General features: G+C 71.0%; 17 protein-coding genes. 6 read left to right on the top strand and 11 right to left on the bottom strand.

The genetic code is table 11. The features are described from left to right. Positions 1-105: 105 nt before the first annotated feature. Both RV986_RS14990 and RV986_RS14995 read left to right on the top strand, forming a co-directional pair. On the top strand, positions 106-1,080 hold the full coding sequence (locus RV986_RS14990; protein ID WP_475917886.1) for an Lrp/AsnC family transcriptional regulator: 975 nt from the start codon (positions 106-108) through the stop codon (positions 1,078-1,080). Positions 1,081-1,098: 18 nt separating this feature from the next. Further along, a complete protein-coding gene (locus RV986_RS14995) occupies positions 1,099-1,503 on the top strand; it encodes a hypothetical protein (RefSeq protein ID WP_475917887.1) in 405 nt (134 codons plus the stop codon). 60 nt (positions 1,504-1,563) lie between these two features. Here RV986_RS14995 and RV986_RS15000 read toward each other — a convergent pair whose 3' ends face one another. From RV986_RS15000 to RV986_RS15015, 4 genes are all read right to left on the bottom strand, one after another. Further along, complete coding sequence (locus RV986_RS15000) at positions 1,564-2,055, bottom strand: RNA polymerase sigma factor (RefSeq protein ID WP_475917888.1); 492 nt, start codon at positions 2,053-2,055, stop codon at positions 1,564-1,566. A gap of 147 nt (positions 2,056-2,202) precedes the next feature. Then, entirely contained in the window at positions 2,203-2,820 is a 618-nt protein-coding gene (locus tag RV986_RS15005; protein ID WP_475917889.1) for a class F sortase, read from the bottom strand. Further along, positions 2,817-3,242 carry a sortase-dependent protein gene (locus tag RV986_RS15010; RefSeq protein ID WP_475917890.1) on the bottom strand — a complete coding sequence of 142 codons (426 nt, stop codon included), beginning with the start codon at positions 3,240-3,242 and terminating at the stop codon, positions 2,817-2,819. The genes RV986_RS15005 and RV986_RS15010 overlap by 4 nt, the downstream gene beginning before the upstream one ends. Positions 3,243-3,391: 149 nt before the next feature. Next, positions 3,392-5,230: an FAD-dependent oxidoreductase gene (locus RV986_RS15015; RefSeq protein WP_475917891.1), complete on the bottom strand. Its 1,839-nt coding sequence runs from the start codon at positions 5,228-5,230 to the stop codon at positions 3,392-3,394. Positions 5,231-5,359: 129 nt separating this feature from the next. Here RV986_RS15015 and RV986_RS15020 point away from each other — a divergent pair, with 129 nt between their 5' ends. After that, positions 5,360-5,905 (top strand): MarR family winged helix-turn-helix transcriptional regulator, encoded by a 546-nt coding sequence (locus RV986_RS15020; RefSeq protein WP_475917892.1) that lies wholly within the window; start codon positions 5,360-5,362, stop codon positions 5,903-5,905. A gap of 280 nt (positions 5,906-6,185) precedes the next feature. Here RV986_RS15020 and RV986_RS15025 read toward each other — a convergent pair whose 3' ends face one another. Beyond that, positions 6,186-7,244 (bottom strand): ABC transporter permease, encoded by a 1,059-nt coding sequence (locus tag RV986_RS15025; RefSeq protein ID WP_475917893.1) that lies wholly within the window; start codon positions 7,242-7,244, stop codon positions 6,186-6,188. A gap of 81 nt (positions 7,245-7,325) precedes the next feature. On the opposite strand from RV986_RS15025, the gene RV986_RS15030 reads away from it, so the two are divergent. Next, positions 7,326-7,778, top strand: a complete 453-nt coding sequence (locus tag RV986_RS15030; RefSeq protein WP_475917894.1) for a MarR family winged helix-turn-helix transcriptional regulator — start codon at positions 7,326-7,328, stop codon at positions 7,776-7,778. Positions 7,779-7,891: 113 nt separating this feature from the next. On the opposite strand, the gene RV986_RS15035 is transcribed toward RV986_RS15030, so the two are convergent. Both RV986_RS15035 and RV986_RS15040 read right to left on the bottom strand, forming a co-directional pair. Then, positions 7,892-8,656, bottom strand: a complete 765-nt coding sequence (locus RV986_RS15035) for an SDR family NAD(P)-dependent oxidoreductase (protein WP_475917895.1) — start codon at positions 8,654-8,656, stop codon at positions 7,892-7,894. A gap of 705 nt (positions 8,657-9,361) precedes the next feature. Continuing rightward, positions 9,362-10,918, bottom strand: a complete 1,557-nt coding sequence (locus tag RV986_RS15040; protein WP_475917896.1) for an MFS transporter — start codon at positions 10,916-10,918, stop codon at positions 9,362-9,364. Between the two features lie 165 nt (positions 10,919-11,083). Between RV986_RS15040 and RV986_RS15045 the strand changes: the two genes are divergently transcribed. Beyond that, entirely contained in the window at positions 11,084-11,719 is a 636-nt protein-coding gene (locus RV986_RS15045) for a TetR/AcrR family transcriptional regulator (protein WP_475917897.1), read from the top strand. Between the two features lie 488 nt (positions 11,720-12,207). Here the strand turns inward: RV986_RS15045 and RV986_RS15050 are convergent, their stop codons facing one another. From RV986_RS15050 to RV986_RS15065, 4 genes are all read right to left on the bottom strand, one after another. Next, positions 12,208-12,705, bottom strand: a complete 498-nt coding sequence (locus RV986_RS15050; protein ID WP_475917898.1) for a hypothetical protein — start codon at positions 12,703-12,705, stop codon at positions 12,208-12,210. A gap of 137 nt (positions 12,706-12,842) precedes the next feature. Next, positions 12,843-13,295: a nuclear transport factor 2 family protein gene (locus RV986_RS15055; protein ID WP_475917899.1), complete on the bottom strand. Its 453-nt coding sequence runs from the start codon at positions 13,293-13,295 to the stop codon at positions 12,843-12,845. Beyond that, complete coding sequence (locus RV986_RS15060) at positions 13,292-14,557, bottom strand: alpha/beta hydrolase family protein (RefSeq protein WP_475917900.1); 1,266 nt, start codon at positions 14,555-14,557, stop codon at positions 13,292-13,294. The genes RV986_RS15055 and RV986_RS15060 overlap by 4 nt, the downstream gene beginning before the upstream one ends. Next, the gene (locus tag RV986_RS15065) at positions 14,557-15,420 is read right to left on the bottom strand and encodes an NAD(P)H-binding protein (RefSeq protein WP_475917901.1); all 864 of its coding nucleotides are present in this window, start codon (positions 15,418-15,420) and stop codon (positions 14,557-14,559) included. Before RV986_RS15065 ends, RV986_RS15060 begins: the two co-directional genes overlap by 1 nt. Positions 15,421-15,529: 109 nt before the next feature. On the opposite strand from RV986_RS15065, the gene RV986_RS15070 reads away from it, so the two are divergent. Further along, a complete protein-coding gene (locus RV986_RS15070) occupies positions 15,530-16,129 on the top strand; it encodes a TetR/AcrR family transcriptional regulator (protein ID WP_475917902.1) in 600 nt (199 codons plus the stop codon). Positions 16,130-16,161: the final 32 nt, after the last annotated feature.

Consider the following 16,161-nt stretch of genomic DNA (forward strand, 5'->3'; position numbering starts at 1 on the left):
GGACCTGCACAGGTGGTCCCGGGCCTCGCCGTCACCGCACCACATCCGCCCCCCGTCCTCGATCATTGACTTCGGGAGTCCGCGGTGGAACGGGAGGAGGAGCCGATGTCGTCCCGCACGCTCGACCCACTCGACCTGAAACTGCTCCAGGCTCTGCAACTCGACGGACGGGCGCCGCTCAGCCGGATCGCGGAGGTGCTCGGGGTCTCCGACCAGACCGTCGCCCGGCGCATCCGGCGGCTGCGCACCACGGCACGCCTGCGGGTGCTCGGCGTGATCGACGACAGCCTGGCCGGACGCGCCGCCTGGCTCGTCCGGCTGCGCTGCACCCCGGACGTGGCCCAACAGTTGGCGGCCGCACTCGCCCGGCGGTCCGACACCTCGTACGTCTCCCTGATCTCCGGCGGTACCGAGGTGATGTGCGCGATGAAGCCGCGCAGCCGCCAGGCCCGGGACGAACTGCTCTTCGACCGGCTGCACCGCACCCCGCGCGTCGTCTCGGTCAGCGCCCACTGCGTACTGCACTCCTTCTACGGCGGCCGGCTCGGCTGGCTCAACAAGGTCAACGCGCTCGACCCCGAGCAGGAAGCCGCCCTGCGCCCGCCGCCGGTCGCGCCGGTCACCGGCCCCGTCACACTGGACCCGGCCGACGAGGCGCTGCTCGCCGTACTCGTGCGGGACGGGCGCACCACGCTCACCGAGCTCCAGGCCGCCACCGGCCAGACGGAGTCCGTGGTCAAACGGCGTCTGGAGCGCATGCGGGCCACGGGGGTGCTCTACTTCGACGTCCAGTACGACCACGAGCCCCTCGGCCACGAGACGGAGGCCATGCTCTGGCTCACCGTGGCCCCGGCCGCTCTCGCCGGGGTCGGGCGGGCGCTCGCCGCGCATCCCGAGGTGCGTTTCGCTGCGGCCACCACCGGCCAGGCCAACATCGTCGCCGCGACCGTCTACCGCAACAGCGCCGACCTGTACACGTATCTGAGCGAGAAGATCGGGGCCCTGGACGGCGTCCAGGCGGTCGAGACCGCCCTCACCCTGCGCAAGGTCAAGGAACTCAGCTACGACCCGGTCCGCTGAGTCGCCGAGCGGGCCGCCGTGCGCTCGGTGGAGGGCGAGGTCGGTGCCACGGACGACACGGGGCTGGGCACGGTCGAAGCGGATGAACCGGATGATCCGGACGGGGTCGGGATGTCGGGCCTGACGGTCGGGGTCTCGGTGGCGGGACGGGGCCTGACGGATCCGGGCGAGGACGCCGACGGGACGGAAGACGGCTCGGACGGCATGGGGGACGCCGCCGATGGACTGCTCGCGGGCGGCGGGGCGAGCGGGACCGTGGGGGACACGGGTGTCTCGGGAGCCGTCAGGCGGAACGGCAGCGCGATGACGGCGGCGACGGCGCACGCCGACCCGACCCCGACCCCGACCGCGACGCGCAGCAGCCGACGGCGGGCCGCACCGCGGCGGATCGTCTCGTACTGGCCGGGGGGTGGGCCGAGGTAGTCGGAGGTGGGCCTCAGAATGACGGCGAGGGGGTCGTCGGGTTCGAAGTCGGGACCCTCGTCAGAGTGTGTGATCAAGGCTTCTCCTCAGATGGGCGCGGAGCAGTTCGCGGGCCGCGTGGAGGTCGGCCTTGACGGTTCCTTCCTTGCGCCCGGTCAGCGCGGACACCTCCCGGATCGGCATGTCAGCGTAGTAGTGCAGCAGGATCGGTACGCGCAGCCGTTCCGGCAACGACTGCACGAGCAGGCGTACCGAGGGGTCGGTCTGTTCGTTCTGCGGGCGTACGGCGGCTTCCGCGGTGGCACGGTGCACGGCTCTGCGTTCGCGCTCCAGTTTGCGCCAGTGGTCCCGGACGAGGTTGGCCGCGGTGACGTAGAGGAAGCCTCGGGGTTCCGTCACGGACGTCCAGCGGGCCCAGAGCCGGGTGAACGCCTCCGAGGCGATCTCGTGGGCCGTCTCGTCGTCGTCGACGAGTCGGCGGCACCAGCCGGCGAGACGCGGATAGAGGGCGGCGAACAGCTCGGACGCGGCCTTCTCGCGGGACCGTTTCAACGCTCTCCATGGTCGTGATGGCACTCGTACAGCATGGGCATGGCACACGTGGGACACGTGATGGGGGCAGGATCCCGGGGATCCTGCCCCCCGATCCCCGGGACCCTGCTGGCAGGCGGCAGGCGGCAGGCGGCAGGCAGTAGCGGGTCAGGGGCTTGCGGAGGCGGAGCTCAGCGTGGCGAAGACGATCACGTTGTCGAGGTACCCGTCACCGGTACGGGCGCCGCCACAGGTGATGAGCCGCAGCTCCGGACGGTCCACGTCCCCGTAGACGGCGTCCGCCGGGAAGTCCGCCTTGGCGACCGTCCGTACGGCGTCCACGGCGAACGTCGCCGTCGTGCCGTTCTCCAGGCGCGCCAGGATCCGGTCCCCCCGGTGCAACCGCGAGAGGTGGCGGAAGACTCCGTCCCCGTAGGTGCCGACCGTGACATGACCGAGGATCACCGACGGGCCGGTCTGCCCCGGCGTCGGCGAGTGCCGGTACCAGCCGGCCCGGTCGTGCGCCGCGATCGGAGGCACCTGCACGGTGCCGTCCGAGGCCAGCCCGAGCTGCATGACCGGGGTGTCGACCCCGATGGCCGGAATCCGCAGCCCGACCGGCACCGAACGCCCGAGGGCGCGCGCCGCCTTCGCGGAGGGCCGCGCAGGCGGCGGCGTGGTGCCGGGGTGTGCGGTCGCGGACCGGTCGGCAGCGTGGCCGCCGCAGCTCACGAGCAAGGAGGCCGTCGCCGCGGTGACGAAGGCGCGCCTGGAGAGCGAGGTCATGCCCCGGTCGCCCGCCGACGCCGTACGAGAAGGACGGTCGCGCCACCCACGGCGAACACCGCGGCGGCACCCCCGCCGATCAGCTCGCCCTGGGACCCGGACTTCGCCGACACCGGCGCCGCACCGGTGTCGGGCGCTCCCTTCGGTACGACGGCGACCTGACTCGGGGCCGACGCCACGGTCGCATCCGGCCGGGTACTGGCGACCGGGCTCGGCGCCACCGTCGCGTCCGCGCGGGTACTGGCGACCGGGCTCGGCGCCACCGTCGCGTCCGCGCGGGTACTGGCGACCGGGCTCGGCGCCACCGTCGCGTCCGCGCGGGTGCTGGGGACCGGGGAGGCCCCGTCGGCGAACGCGGGCACGGTGCCGGCCAGCACGGCGGTGCACCCGAGTGCCAGGGCGCTGAGGAATGTTCGGCGCATGAATCGCTCTCCTTCGTCGGTCAGCCCGCCCGATGACGCGGCGGGCTGAGTGGTGGATCGAGCAGAGAGACGAGGCGGCGTCGGAACGCGTTGTAAAGAGTCGGCAAAGCCATCGGCACCCTTGGGGGGCGGATGTGACCGGGGAGGCGCTACTGGTCGGTGCGGTGGGGGTGCTCGGGGTGGTCGGTGCGGTCGGGGTGGTCGTTGCGGTCGGTGCGGAGGTTGGCCGCCAGCCGGGTGATGCTGCGGACCGCGAGTTCGGCGAAGTTCGAGCGGGCGACGAGGGCGGAGGTCTCCCCCTGTCGGCGGACGGTGCGCAGGTCGCGCTGGACCTGGCGCGAGAGCTGATGGAGCTCGCGTTGCGCGGAGGCGAGCCGCCGCTCGGCGGCGGTGCGGATCTGACGGTGCTCTCGTCGGGTGCGGGGAGCGGCGGCCGAGGAGCTCGGTGCGGGCATGTCGGTGCTCGATTCCGTGGAGTGCGGCGGCGGCACCGCGACGGGGCGGACACCGACGGCGTCGAGATAGCTTTCGACGGCGCCGAGATCGGCGGTGCCGACCACCGCCGCGACGTATCCGTCCGGACGGATGAGCACCCACTGCTCGGACGCCAGCCCGTACGCGCTGTGGACGTGGCCGCCGGTGTCGAGGAGGTCGCCGCCGGTACCGATGGTGTGGATGTGCAGGCCGCCGCGCGGCGCCGGCGCCGAGGCATCGTCGACGTCGTGGCCGAGCAGGGTCCAGTGGGGCCCCTGGAACAGGCTGAACAGCCGCGTGGGGAGGCCGCCCGCGCCGGTCACGGGCGCGTCGGGCGCGCGGTCGCCGGCCAGTACGCCCTTGTCGCGCTCCGGGGCGGCCATCGACAAGGGCGAGTCCCCGTAGCCGAGATCGAGTTGGCTGACCTCGCGGCCTCGGTGGAGGTCACGGTTCTTGGCCGCTTCGAGCAGCTTCTCGGACAGGCCGAGGACGGCCTCGGCGATCGGCCGGCGTTCCTTCTCGTAGGTCAGCAGCAGCGATTCCGGAGCGCCGTCGAGCACCGCGGCCAGTTTCCAGCCGAGGTTGTAGGCGTCCTGGACGCTCGTGTTCAGGCCCTGCCCGCCGGTCGGCGGATGGCAGTGCGCCGCGTCCCCGGTCAGGAACACGCGACCGCGCCGGTAGGTCTCGGCCAGTCGGGCGTTCATCTGGAAAGCGGACCCCCAGGACACGGAGCGGATCACGACGTCGTCCCGGCCGGTGCGTTCGCGGAAGAAGGCGGTGAGCCCCTCGGCCGAGAGGTCGACGTCGACATCGAAGGGGATCGGGGCCTGCAGCTGGAACATGTCGGTGCCGTAGAGCGGGCACATCGACACCTGCGCCGCGGTGTCCTCGCCCCAGCGGTGCCAGGCGTCCCACGACACGCCGTCGACCAGTACGTCGGCCACGATGGCGCGTACGCCGAGGGTCTTGCCGGGGAAGCCGATGCCGAGGGCCTTGCGGACGAAGCTCGATCCGCCGTCGGCGCCGATCAGGTAGGCGGCCCGCACGGTCCGTTCGCCGTCCGGGGTCGCGATCCGCGCGGTCACCCCGTCGGCGTCCTGGTCGAAGCCGACGAGTTCGTGGCTGTGGTGCGGGGCGTGGCCGAGCTCGGCCAGCCGCTCGCGCAGCCGGCGCTCGGTGAGAAACTGCGGGACGAGCAGCGGAATCTGGTACGGCTCGTCGGGCGTCGGATCCGACATCTCGACGACGGCCCTGTCGACCGGTCCGTCGTCGGTGTAGAAGCGCTGGCTGGGGTACTCACCGCCGGAGGCGACGATCCGGTCGATCACGCCGAGGTCCTCGAACACCTCTTGGCTCCGGGGCTGAATGCCCTTGCCGCGGGAGCCGATGAACGGGTGCGGCGCCTTGTCGATCAGCAAAAATCCGATGTTTCGACGGGCGAGGTCGATGGCGAGGGTCAACCCGGCCGCCCCCGTTCCGCAGATGATCACGTCGCTGTCCAGGGCATGCGTCATGGCTCGGTTCTCCATCGGCAGCAGATTGTCCGAGCGGTTCACCACGCCCGGAAGTCGTCACGCCACGATTAGTTCGTGGCACGTACCAATCTAGTTCGCGGCACGTACCTTCGCAAGTAGAATCGGAGGATGACTTCGCCCGACGACACATCGCCCCCGGCCCCGGCTCCGCCGTCACGCGCCGGCGGGGACCCCGGACCGGGCACGGCCCCTGGCCCAGGCACGGCCCCCGGACCGGTGGACGTGGATGCCCTCGCCCAGCTGTCGTTCCTGGTGCACAACGCCTTGGAAGAGATCGCGGGGCAGCACGACTTGTCGATCATCCAAACGCGCCTGCTCGGGGTGCTTCGGGACCGGGAGCCGACGATGAACCAGCTCGGCCGGCTGCTCGGTCTGGACAAGTCCTCGATCAGCGGCCTGGTCGACCGCGCGCAGCGCCGCGGCCTGGTCACCCGTACCGTCAGCGCGACCGACCGCCGCGCGTTCCAGGTGTCGATCACCGATGCCGGCCGGCAGCTCGTCGAGCAGGCCGCCGCTCAGTTCGCCGAGCGGATCGAGTTGTCCGTGGCGCCACTGCCGGACGCCGACCGGCGGCAGCTGGCGCAGCTGGCGGCCCGGGTCGTGGCCACCGACGCCCACCGCCGCGGGATCGACCTGCGCACCACTCCCCGCTGATCGAATCCCACCCTCAAGACCGCGGTCCGGCCCGCGAGTCGGAGCACGAGAAGGCCGGGCGCCCGCTCGGCGCCCGGCACACGCCGTCGGCACGACCTTCCAGTACGACCTCCGGCGCGAACACGGTCAGCCGTCGCGTTCGCAGAGGCGCGCTCTACGTACCGCACTCTTTTCGCCGCCGGCTCAGGGCGCCGGTTCCAGGCAGGGCACAGCGCCCCCTGGCGGACGCCTCCGCACCCGTTCCGTCCACGCCGGATCCAGGCGGCGGAGGCGTCCGGCGTCAGACCGTCGCGGGCTGCGGCTCGGCCTTCGCCGCCACGGCGCTCGGAGCCTCCCGGCGGAACACGTCCTTCAGGTAGAGCACGGCGGCGGCGCTGAGCACCCACAGCGGGAGGATCACCAGGGCGCGGGTCAAACCGTCGTTCTGGAACCCGGCCAGCCCCTGCATCGCGCGGACGCCGACCCCGACGGGCAGGACCTCGGACAGCGGGTGCAGCCAGGACGGAAGGTACGCCGCCGGCAGGACCCCGCCGCTGCTGGCATTGCCGAGGATCAGCAGGAGTATCGAGGCAAGACTGACGCCCGCGGAGCCGAACAGCCGCAGCAGCACCATGGTCGTGCCGCCGACCGCGGCGCCCATCAGCGCGACGACGAGGACGAGGGGCAGGGAGGCGCCGGGCAGCGCACCAAACCCCACGCTCCCGCCGATGACCGCGACCATGATGCCGCCGATCACTCCGAACAAGGCCAGGCTGGCCATACGCCAGCGGAACGCGAGCCGGGGTGCGAGCTGGTAGGTGGTCATGCCGAAGAGGTATCCGGCCAGTACCAGGCCGAAGGCCGCGTAGAAGGCGGAGAGTCCCCGGGTGTCCTCCGCCGCCGCCGGGGCGACGTCCTCGACGGAGAGGTGATGGTGTTCCGCGCGGGCCACGGAGCCGAACGCGGTAGTCACGGTGGCGGTGACGCCGGCTCCATTGGCGCCGGCGTAGAGCAGGGTCCCGTCGCTGAGGTAGGCCGCGTACACGGACCTGTCCTGGACGGCCTGCCGGGCGGCGGACTCGTCGGGGTAGGTCTCCAGTGTGAAGCCGTCCGGGATGACGCGCGCGAGCCCCTGGCGCAGGTGCGCCTGATGCGTACCGATCTCCGTGGTGCCCACGCGCAGCTCATGAGGGCGCGGCGCATGGAAGGCGGCGAGATAGACACTGACGAACACGGTGCCTATCAGCAGGACGACCGCTACGGGGAGCAGGACGGCGCGTGGGGTTCCAGGGCGGGGAAGAGGATGGGCCACGTCCAAGGCGTGCTTGTGGGGCCGTCGGGTGGAGACACGCAGGGACATCGGATACAGATCCCTAGAATAGAAGTCAACTGATAGTCTGTTGTACATCATAATCAGCTGCCTTACAAAGGGACCTGCCACGTGAACCATTCCGACCAGCGCACGGGCCATGTGGCCTGGCAGATCGGCCAGATCATGGCGTCCCGGGCGGAGCGCACACTGCGCCCGTTCCAACTGACCCTCGCCCAGAACAGCGCCCTGATGCAGGCCATCCTCGATCCGGGTGTCTCCAGTGCGACCGCCGCGCGCAGGACGGCGATCACCCCGCAGTCCATGGGCACCGCGGTCAACGGGCTGGTCGAGCGGGGACTGCTGGAGCGGCGGACCTCCCCCGGCGACAGACGCACGCATCGACTGCACGTCACGGAGGCCGGCCTGCGGCTCGCGGCGGAGGCCGCCAAGGCGGTGGACTCCACCCACGCCGAAGCCCTGGAGGTGCTGACGCCGCTGGAACAGGAGCAGGTGCGCTCACTGCTGCTGAGACTGTTGGGGTCACTGAATCCGGCAGCCATGGACGTCGACAGGGCACCTTGAGGAGCGGGGTCGGCTTGAGGAGCCGACCGACCGACTGGAGGAGTCGGCGGGCCGGGAGGACGAGTGGAAGTACCCGGCGGGGGTGTCGGACGGGGGGGGCGCCCGACGTCGGATCAGAAGAACCCGCCGTCCGCCTCGATGGTGCGGCCGGTGATGTACGAGGCGTCGTCGGAGACGAGGAACGCGGTGACGGCCGCGATCTCCTCCGGACGGGCCAGGCGGCCCAGCGCGCCGTGCATCTTCTCCCAGGCATCCAGGGAGGCGTCGAGGAGCGGGTGCTTGTAGCTGAGGGCGTGGGTGTCGGCCATGTCGGTGGCGGTTCCGCCGGGGGCGATGGCGTTGATCGTGATGCCGCGCGCGCCGAGCTCCGGTGACAGGTTGAGCACCATGCTGTTCACCGCGCCCTTGCTGGCGGCGTACAGAGTGTGGTGGAAGATGGCGCGGGTGGCGCTGACCGACGAGGTGAGCACGATCCGTCCGCCGTCGGGAAGGTGGCGAGCCGCGTGCTGGACGGCGAAGAGCTGGCCGCGGGTGTTGATGGCGAAGACCCGGTCGAAGTCCTCCGGTGTGATCTCGTCGAGGCGGCCGAAGTGTTCGATCCCGGCGTTGCTCACCAGGATGTCCAGCCTGCCGTAGCTCCCGACGACCTGGTCGACGAGGCGTCCGGTCTGCTCCGGGTCGGAGACGTCGGCCTGGACCGCGATCGCGTCGGTGCCGTTCTTCTTGAGCTGTTCGACCAGTTGCCCGGCGTCCGCCGCGCTGCTGCGGTAGTTGATCGCGACCGTCGCGCCGTCCTGCGCGAGGCGTTCGGCGACGGCCTTGCCGATACCGCGACCGGCTCCGGTGACGAGGGCTACTTTGCCAGTGAGCTTTCCCATGGTTGTCCCACTCCGTCGGTTGTTCCACCTCGTCGGTTGTTCCACTTCGTCGGTTGTTCCACTTCGTCTGATGTGGAGAAGGTGGAGATGGTGGGGGGGGAGGCCGGAGCGGACGCCTACGTACCCGCTCGGCGTGGCCCGAGGTGGTGATGCGGCCGTATACCCGACTGCACCGGCTCGGAGCCGTTGAGGTCATCGCGGTGAACGGCCCTGATCACGCTCCGGGACCGTTGCGCGGCGCCCGGCCCAGAGTCGGGCAGTCGGCGACACCGCGCTCATCACCACCGTAGAACGTGACGGGATCGGCCGTGCTGCACGGGCCGCCCCACCGGAGCCTGAGCGGCAGGTCAGGGGGAGCAATGAAGAGAGCGCCGACCGCCGCCGCGCCAGCGGTGCCGTCCGCGATCGGCCGCAGCCCGTCCGGCCCCGTGGAGTCGGGGTGGGTGAAGGGGTTCAGGACGAACGGGCCCTCCCCGAGGTGGACGTAGGCCGGGCCGAGCGGGGAGAGCGCCCAGGGTGCTTGCTTTGGACGAAGGCGAGGCGTGTTCCAGCCGGACCCACCCGACCTGCCGCACTCGAAGCGCCGGGACAGCGGCAACCTTGGACGGTCTGAGACGGTCCCAGATGGACTCAAATGGTCCCAGATGATGCCCGGCGGCCCCTGCAGATCCGCCTCGCGTATGGAGGAGGCGACATGACGGAGCGTCACCCGTTCGTCTTTGCCGGCTCTTCGGCCGGCGGCCTCTGCAGATCGAGGCTGCTGCGCAGGCTGACCGGCTTCAGCAGTACGGCGGCGACGACGGCGAGCACGGCCGCGGCAGCCGACAGGAGGAAGACCTGCGCGGTCGCGTCGCCGTAGGCCACGCGAATGATCTCCCGCACCGCGGGGGGCTGTGCGGTGCCGCCCTGGCCGGACAGCCCGGCGGATGCCGTCCCCTGCGCGACCTGGTCCTGGACGTGGCGGGCCAGGACGGCACCGAGGACCGAGACACCGATCGTGCCGCCGAGGGAACGGAAGAAGGACACCGTGGAACTGGCCGCGCCTATGTCCTTCAGCGGCACGGTGTTCTGCACGGCGAGCACGAAGTTCTGCAGCGTCATGCCGACCCCCATCCCGACACACAGCATCGCCGCGCTCAGGAAGACCATGGGCGTCTTGTAGTCGATGGTGCCGAGGCCCGCGGATCCGAGTGTGAGGAGGCCGGCGCCGACGACGACGAACGGTTTGATCTTCCCGGTTCGGCTGATCAGCCGACCGGCGACCGTGGAGGCGATCAGAATGCCGGCCATCATGGGAATCGTCATGAGGCCCGCCTCCGTCGGGCTGTGGCCGCGGCTGAGCTGGAAGTACTGACTCAGGAACACCGCGCTGCCGAACATGGCGGTACCGACGGCGAGGCTGCCGAGAATCGCCAGGGCGGTGGTGCGCTGTTTCACGATGGCGAGCGGTACGACGGGGTCGGAGGCGCGCGACTCCACCCACACGGCCGCGCCGATCAGGGCCAGCCCGCCGGCCACCATGAGGGCGGTCTGCCACGAGGTCCAGGCGAAGGAGTTGTCGACGAACGACACCCAGATGAGCAGCACGCTGACGCCCGCGGCGATCAGGGTGGCCCCCAAGTAGTCGATCTTCACGTGCTCGCGGCGGATGACGGGAAGGTTCAGCGTCCGCTGGAGCAGGAAGAGCGCGACGGCGGCGATCGGCACGCCGATGAAGAAGCACCACCGCCAGCCCAGCCACGAGGTGTCGACGATGACGCCGCCGAGCAGCGGTCCGCCGATGGTCGACGTCGCCGTGACGCTGCTCAGGTAACCGCTGTAACGGCCGCGCTCCCGCGGCGGAATCATGGCCGCGAGCGTGATCTGGACGAGGGCCTGCACACCTCCGACGCCGACGCCCTGCAGGGCCCGCGCGGCGATGAGCTGCCCGGCGGTCCGGCTGACCCCGGAGACCAGGGCGCCCAGCACGAAAACGGCGATGGAGGCCTGTACGAGGGTCTTCTTGCTGAAGAGGTCGGCGAGCTTGCCCCAGATCGGGGTCGTCGCCGTGGTGGTGAGGAGGGTGGCGGTGACGACCCACGTGTACTGGGTCTGCGACCCGTGCACGGCCCCGATGATCTTCGGCAGCGCGCTTGAGACCACCGTACTGCTGAGGGTCGACACGAACAGGGCGAGGAGCAGGCCGCTGAGCGCCTTCAGTACCTGCCGGCGGGACGTGGGCGTCGTGTCCGTGGAACTCGACTCGTTCACTGCGGCGCTCATCAAGCGGGCTCCAAGCCACCGGTTCGCCATACACGGCGTATAGCGACATCGAACTCACCATACACCGCGTATAGTGAACTCATGCCTCGCCCCATCGCACAGCGGGCAGTCAACCGGGACACGGCCCCCACTTCTGACGCGGCGGCCGCGGGAGAGACTGGGCGGATGCACCCCACACCCCGCAAGAACCTGCGTGAAGAGCAGAAGAGCCTCACGCACCGCCGACTGCTCGACGCGGCCGTCACGGTGTTCACCGAGAAGTCCTTTCTCGACGCGCGGATGGAGGACATCGCGCAGGCCGCCGGGGTGACACGGGCCACGGTCTATGCCCACTTCCCGGGCAAGGCCGAGATCGTCGACGCGCTGGTGGACCGCGTGTACGGCTTGATGGAAGAGGCGTACGCCGACCTGACCGCGCTGCCGCGATGGACCCGGGCCGGCATCCGGACATGGCTCGACGGCGCCGAGGCCCGCTGGCGGGAGATGGCACCCATCCGCTGGGTCGCCAACGCGGCCTCTCCGGCGGCGCTCCGCAGCCTCGGTGACGGCCGCACGCAGTACATCGAGGCGCACGAACGCTATGTCGGCATGCTCGTCGGGCATTCCGAGCGCTGGCGAGGCGTCCCCCCTGCGGAGGCTCGCCAACGGGCACTGATGGCCGTACTGCAGACCGAGTCGTTCTTCTCCGCGTGGATCGCCGTCGGCTGGCCGCTGGACACCGCCGACCCCCTCCACCTGCTGGCCGACTCCCTCTGCCACCTCCTCGCCCCCGCGCTGGAGAACGACGCCACACCCGTCTGACCCACCGGCCGACCCTCACCACCTCTACATCAGAGAGATGGTTGGCACTTCGGTACAGCGCGGGTCACAAGACGTGTCTCCGGAGCAGGGGATCCAGCTGCCCTCCGGGCGTGAGGCTCCCCCGTGTGCGGCCGCCGGACCTCAGGTCCCGATACGGCTTCCCTGTTGATGATCTGTACGGTGATGCCGGACCAGGCGTCAGCACCCCGCCAACATCACCAACGGAGTGTGCCGTCGGGTCCGCGGCGGATGAGGCACACACGGCCGTGCGACCGTCCGGCCTGAGTCGCCGCGCACAACACACCGCGATCGCGGGCGTCGAGACTGCCCAGCAGTCAGAACGAGCACCGTCGCGTACTGGCCGCCACGCGCAGGCGGTTGCCCGTCTGAAGGCTGCTGTCAAACCGTCAGCGAGATGGCCGGTGGGACCGGACTGACGCAGTCCGGCCCCACTGACCACATGCACACCGCCTTTTGAGCCTCTGGACCTATCCGGGGACCGGGGGCTGAAAGCCTGGCCCGGGCGACGACGTCCGCGCTCCGGAGGCAACGACTATGTCCTGTCGGGTCGGGTCGGTGGTGCCGGGTTGCCAGGCTTGCCAGCCGCGGGACAGTACGTAGGCCAGAGCGACGACCACGACGAGGCCGAAGTCGACCATGCCGGCCAACCGTGCTTCGGGAATGTCACCCACGATCACGGCGAACACGACGAGTGCGATCTTGCTGGCGAGCACAAGTTCCCAGACGGCCGGTGCGTGGCGAGGCTTGGCCGCGAGCAGGGCGAAGAGTCCGATGAAGACGGTGTAGGTGATGGTTCGCCAGGCTTCGACCCAGAGGCGGTCATCGGCCGCGTCGGTCATCCTGATGATTCCGTCGATGAAGGCGCCGACCGTCGCGAGTGAGGCGAAGGCCGCGAGTCCGCGGCCGATGCGGTCTGCTCGGCCGGAAGGGGCGACGGCGGCGTGGACGTCGATTGCGGTTGTCATGCCACTCCTTGAGTACAGGACGGACGTGCAGGACGGACGTGCAGGACGGACGTGCAGGACGGACGTGCAGGACGGACGTGCAGGACGCGCGTGCGGGGCCGGTCGGTGCTGGTTCAGTTCAGCCGGTCGGTACTGGTTCAGAGGACGGGGTCGAGGACGCCTCGATTGCCCACGGCCCAGGCAGGTCGCACGGTGATCCGGGCGATGAGCCAGCGGCCCTCGGTGCGCATCAGCTGGATCTCGCTCGCGGCGCCGTTGGACCACAACGGACCGTCGTGCGCGGCTTCGCGGCGCAGCCACGTGAGGATGTTGACGCTTGCCGTGGCGCGATCGCCGTCGAGGTCGACCAGCAGCGTCGTGGCCGCGTGCATCGTCGCGTCCAGGGGGTCGAGCTGCTCCTGGTAGTGCCGGGTCTGCTCCGCAGCGGTGCGCGACTGCGCTTCACCACCCAGCATCGCGGTGTAGTCCGAGACGACGGTGTCGGCGAGCAGGTGCTCGACGGTGTGCCAGTCGCGGCGGTCGAAGCCCCGGACCAACTGGTGGACGACGTCCTGTATCTCGAACCGGTCGCTGATCTCCTGCAGGTTCATGCGATCTCCGTAAGGTGCTGCTGGGAGCTGGTGGTGCCCACGGTGGTGTCTAGCCAGTCGAAGACGCGGGCCATGACCAGACGTTCGGCGCCGGCGTGACCGTGGGCGTCGGCGCCTTCGGCGGCGGTGAAGTGCTGCAGGCGCGCGGGGGCGGTGAGGTGGTCGTAGAGCTCCTGGGGTTGGGGCTTCGTCGTCCCGTCGCCGGCGAAGAACAGGTCGTCGCCCGCCGAGCAGACCAGCACCGGGCAGCTGATGCGCTCGGCGACCCCGTCGCGCAGGTGGTAGTCCAGGTAGCGGGCGAGGAACTCCCGCGAGGTGGCGCTGCCGGTGGCGTAGCGGCCGTGGCCGAACGCCCACCGCAAGGTGGGGCTGTCCGCCGCGGCGCGTTCGAGCAGGTCGTCGAAGGCCGGGTCGTGATCGGCGCGGGTGCGTCGCTCGACCTCGGTGCGGGGCAGGGGCAGCAGTCCGGTCAGTGCCTCGGCGGCGTCGTACACACCGTCGACGACGACCACGGCGGCCAGGCGCGGTTCGTGCGCGGCGGCCCGTGGGGCGAGCATCCCGCCCAGGCTGACGCCCATCAGCGCGACCCGGTCGTGGTCGACGCCGGGAAGGGTCTTGAGGTGGTCCAGGACCGGACCGACCACGTGCTCCCAGTCGGGGCGCAGCACCAGGCCGCGGCGGTGGATCGCGCTGGGCTGCCCGGGCCCGTCGAAGGACAGCGCGTTGTACCCGCGGTCGAGGGCGGCCAGCCCGCCCAGGTAGTGCAGCTCCTCGGCGCTTCCGTCGAAGCCGTTGTGCATCACCACCGTGGGACGTGGGGCCCCGTCGAGGGAGGGCCGGTAGAACCAGCCCTCCAGCACGGTCCCCTCGTACGGGATCCGCACCGGCTCGATCGCGGGCCGGTACAGGCCCGCCGCCGTCGCGAAGCAGGCGGCGCCGCGCTCGTAGGCGTCGTTGATCCGGGGGTCGTCGGGGTCGCCGTGGAGGAAGAACTCGGCCGTGCTGTAGTACGTCGCCGCGCGCAGCATGCCATCGCGGGCGCTGACCCGGTGTCCTGCGGCCAGGCCGGCCTCGGCCTGGCCGCCGACCCGGTCGGCGGTCGCTCGCCACGCGTCGTGCCAGCTGTCGTAATCGCCGGAGGTGATCGCCTCGGCGGTGGTCAGCACCTCGCCGATGTCGGATCCGCCGTAGGCGGCGTGTCCGAGAATCCGCAGTGTTTCGAACCAGAACTGCCGGTCGTCGGCGAACAGCACGGGCCGCATCAGGCCACCGCCCGCTCCGGGCGGTCCGAGGGGGTCCGGTGGGCGTCGATCAGGAAGTCGCGGAACGAGCGGGGCGCCCGGCCGGTCACGTCCCGCACGGTCGTGGTGATCCGCTCCTCGCTGCCTTTGGCGATCTCCTCGTCCATTTCGGCGAGCACCCGGGCGTAGTCGTGGGGCACTCCGCTCGCCTCGATCGCCGCGGTCAGTTCCTCGACCGTGATCGAGGTGTGGTGCACCGCGGTGCCGGTGACCTCGCCGACCACGGCGGCGGCCTCGTCATAGCTCAGGGCCTGCGGGCCGGTCAGGACCAGCTCACCGTCGGGGATCGACTCCGCGAGCAGCAGCCGACCGGCGACGGCGGCGATGTCGTCGGGGTCGATGAAGGCCACCCGCCCGCGACCGGTGGCGGTGATGATCCGGCCGTGTTCCCGGATCCCGACCGCGACGGGGTGGCTCCCGACGAAGTTCTGCATGAACCAGGAGGGCCGGAGCACCGCCACCTCCGGGACACGGGCCCGCACCAGCGGCGGCAGGGCGCCCAGTCCCGACGGCGCGTCGGTGACCGCGGACGCGCTGAGCAGCGCCACCCGTCGGGTGCCGGCCGCGACGGCCGCGTCGAGGAAGCCGGCGACGGCCGAGGCGGAGTCGGAGTCACTGAGCGGGGCCACCAGGAACACCCGGTCCACGCCGTCCACGGCCGCGGCGAAGGTCCCGGGGTCGGCCCAGTCGAAGATCACGTGACGGTCGTCGCCGGCCACCGGGTGCCGGCTGGCCGTTCGCACCGCGACGCCCCGAGTGCGCAGGAAGGCGGCGACCCGGCGGCCGGTGGTCCCGGTTCCGCCTGTGACAAGAACAGTCCTCATGAGCTGGTCCTCCCCATTCATCCGGCCGGGACGATACCGTCCCGTCCGTTCCAACTGAACCGTAGCACGGCCGGGACGATACCGTCCCGTCCTGCGTTAGGATGGACGCATGACGAAGCCCCGACGCACCCCGACAGGTAATGCCGTGTTCAATCAGGCGGTCACCGATGTCATCACCGAGGCGGCCATCGACCTCCTGGTGGAGTCGGGCTACGCGCGCCTGACGATGGACGGCGTGGCGAAGCGCGCCGATGTCGGCAAGAGCGCGATCTACCGGCGCTGGCCGTCCAAGCTGGAGATGACCGTCGCCGGGCTGGTCGAGCTCAGCACCCCGATCGGCCCCGCCCCGGACACCGGGTCCCTGCGCGGTGACGTCCGGGCGGTGATGCAGGCCGCCTTCGACTGGCTCAGCGACCCGCGCATCCGGGCCGTGCTGCCCGATCTGATCGCCGAGTCCGACCGCAACCCCGTGCTCGCCGAGGCGGTGGCGGAGCATGTCACGGGTCCGCGCGTGGCATGGGCCCGCGCCACGCTGCACCGGGCGCGCGACCGGGGTGAGCTGGCCGCCGACGACGTCGACCTGGTCCTGGACCTGACCATCGCACCGGTGTTCTGGCGCCTCACCCACGCCCGGCCGGTGGACGACCAGTACCTCGACCGGCTCACCGAGCTGACGATCGGCGCGGTGCGACAAAACGCCGGCTCTTGACGCACCGATGCCGAGGTTGTGCGAGCGGACCG

The organism is Streptomyces sp. RLA012 (assembly GCF_056270325.1).

Excerpts from the sequence above, each read along its gene's own strand:
- RV986_RS15020 (WP_475917892.1), top strand. The coding sequence starts at position 5,360 with ATGACTTCGCCCGACGACACATCGCCCCCGGCCCCGGCTCCGCCGTCA.
- RV986_RS15025 (WP_475917893.1), bottom strand. The coding sequence starts at position 7,244 with ATGTCCCTGCGTGTCTCCACCCGACGGCCCCACAAGCACGCCTTGGAC.
- RV986_RS15065 (WP_475917901.1), bottom strand. The coding sequence starts at position 15,420 with ATGAGGACTGTTCTTGTCACAGGCGGAACCGGGACCACCGGCCGCCGG.
- RV986_RS15050 (WP_475917898.1), bottom strand. The coding sequence starts at position 12,705 with ATGACAACCGCAATCGACGTCCACGCCGCCGTCGCCCCTTCCGGCCGA.
- RV986_RS15045 (WP_475917897.1), top strand. The coding sequence starts at position 11,084 with ATGCACCCCACACCCCGCAAGAACCTGCGTGAAGAGCAGAAGAGCCTC.
- RV986_RS15070 (WP_475917902.1), top strand. The coding sequence starts at position 15,530 with ATGACGAAGCCCCGACGCACCCCGACAGGTAATGCCGTGTTCAATCAG.
- RV986_RS14990 (WP_475917886.1), top strand. The coding sequence starts at position 106 with ATGTCGTCCCGCACGCTCGACCCACTCGACCTGAAACTGCTCCAGGCT.
- RV986_RS15055 (WP_475917899.1), bottom strand. The coding sequence starts at position 13,295 with ATGAACCTGCAGGAGATCAGCGACCGGTTCGAGATACAGGACGTCGTC.
- RV986_RS15035 (WP_475917895.1), bottom strand. The coding sequence starts at position 8,656 with ATGGGAAAGCTCACTGGCAAAGTAGCCCTCGTCACCGGAGCCGGTCGC.
- RV986_RS15010 (WP_475917890.1), bottom strand. The coding sequence starts at position 3,242 with ATGCGCCGAACATTCCTCAGCGCCCTGGCACTCGGGTGCACCGCCGTG.
- RV986_RS15040 (WP_475917896.1), bottom strand. The coding sequence starts at position 10,918 with ATGAGCGCCGCAGTGAACGAGTCGAGTTCCACGGACACGACGCCCACG.
- RV986_RS15005 (WP_475917889.1), bottom strand. The coding sequence starts at position 2,820 with ATGACCTCGCTCTCCAGGCGCGCCTTCGTCACCGCGGCGACGGCCTCC.
- RV986_RS15015 (WP_475917891.1), bottom strand. The coding sequence starts at position 5,230 with ATGACGCATGCCCTGGACAGCGACGTGATCATCTGCGGAACGGGGGCG.
- RV986_RS15060 (WP_475917900.1), bottom strand. The coding sequence starts at position 14,557 with ATGCGGCCCGTGCTGTTCGCCGACGACCGGCAGTTCTGGTTCGAAACA.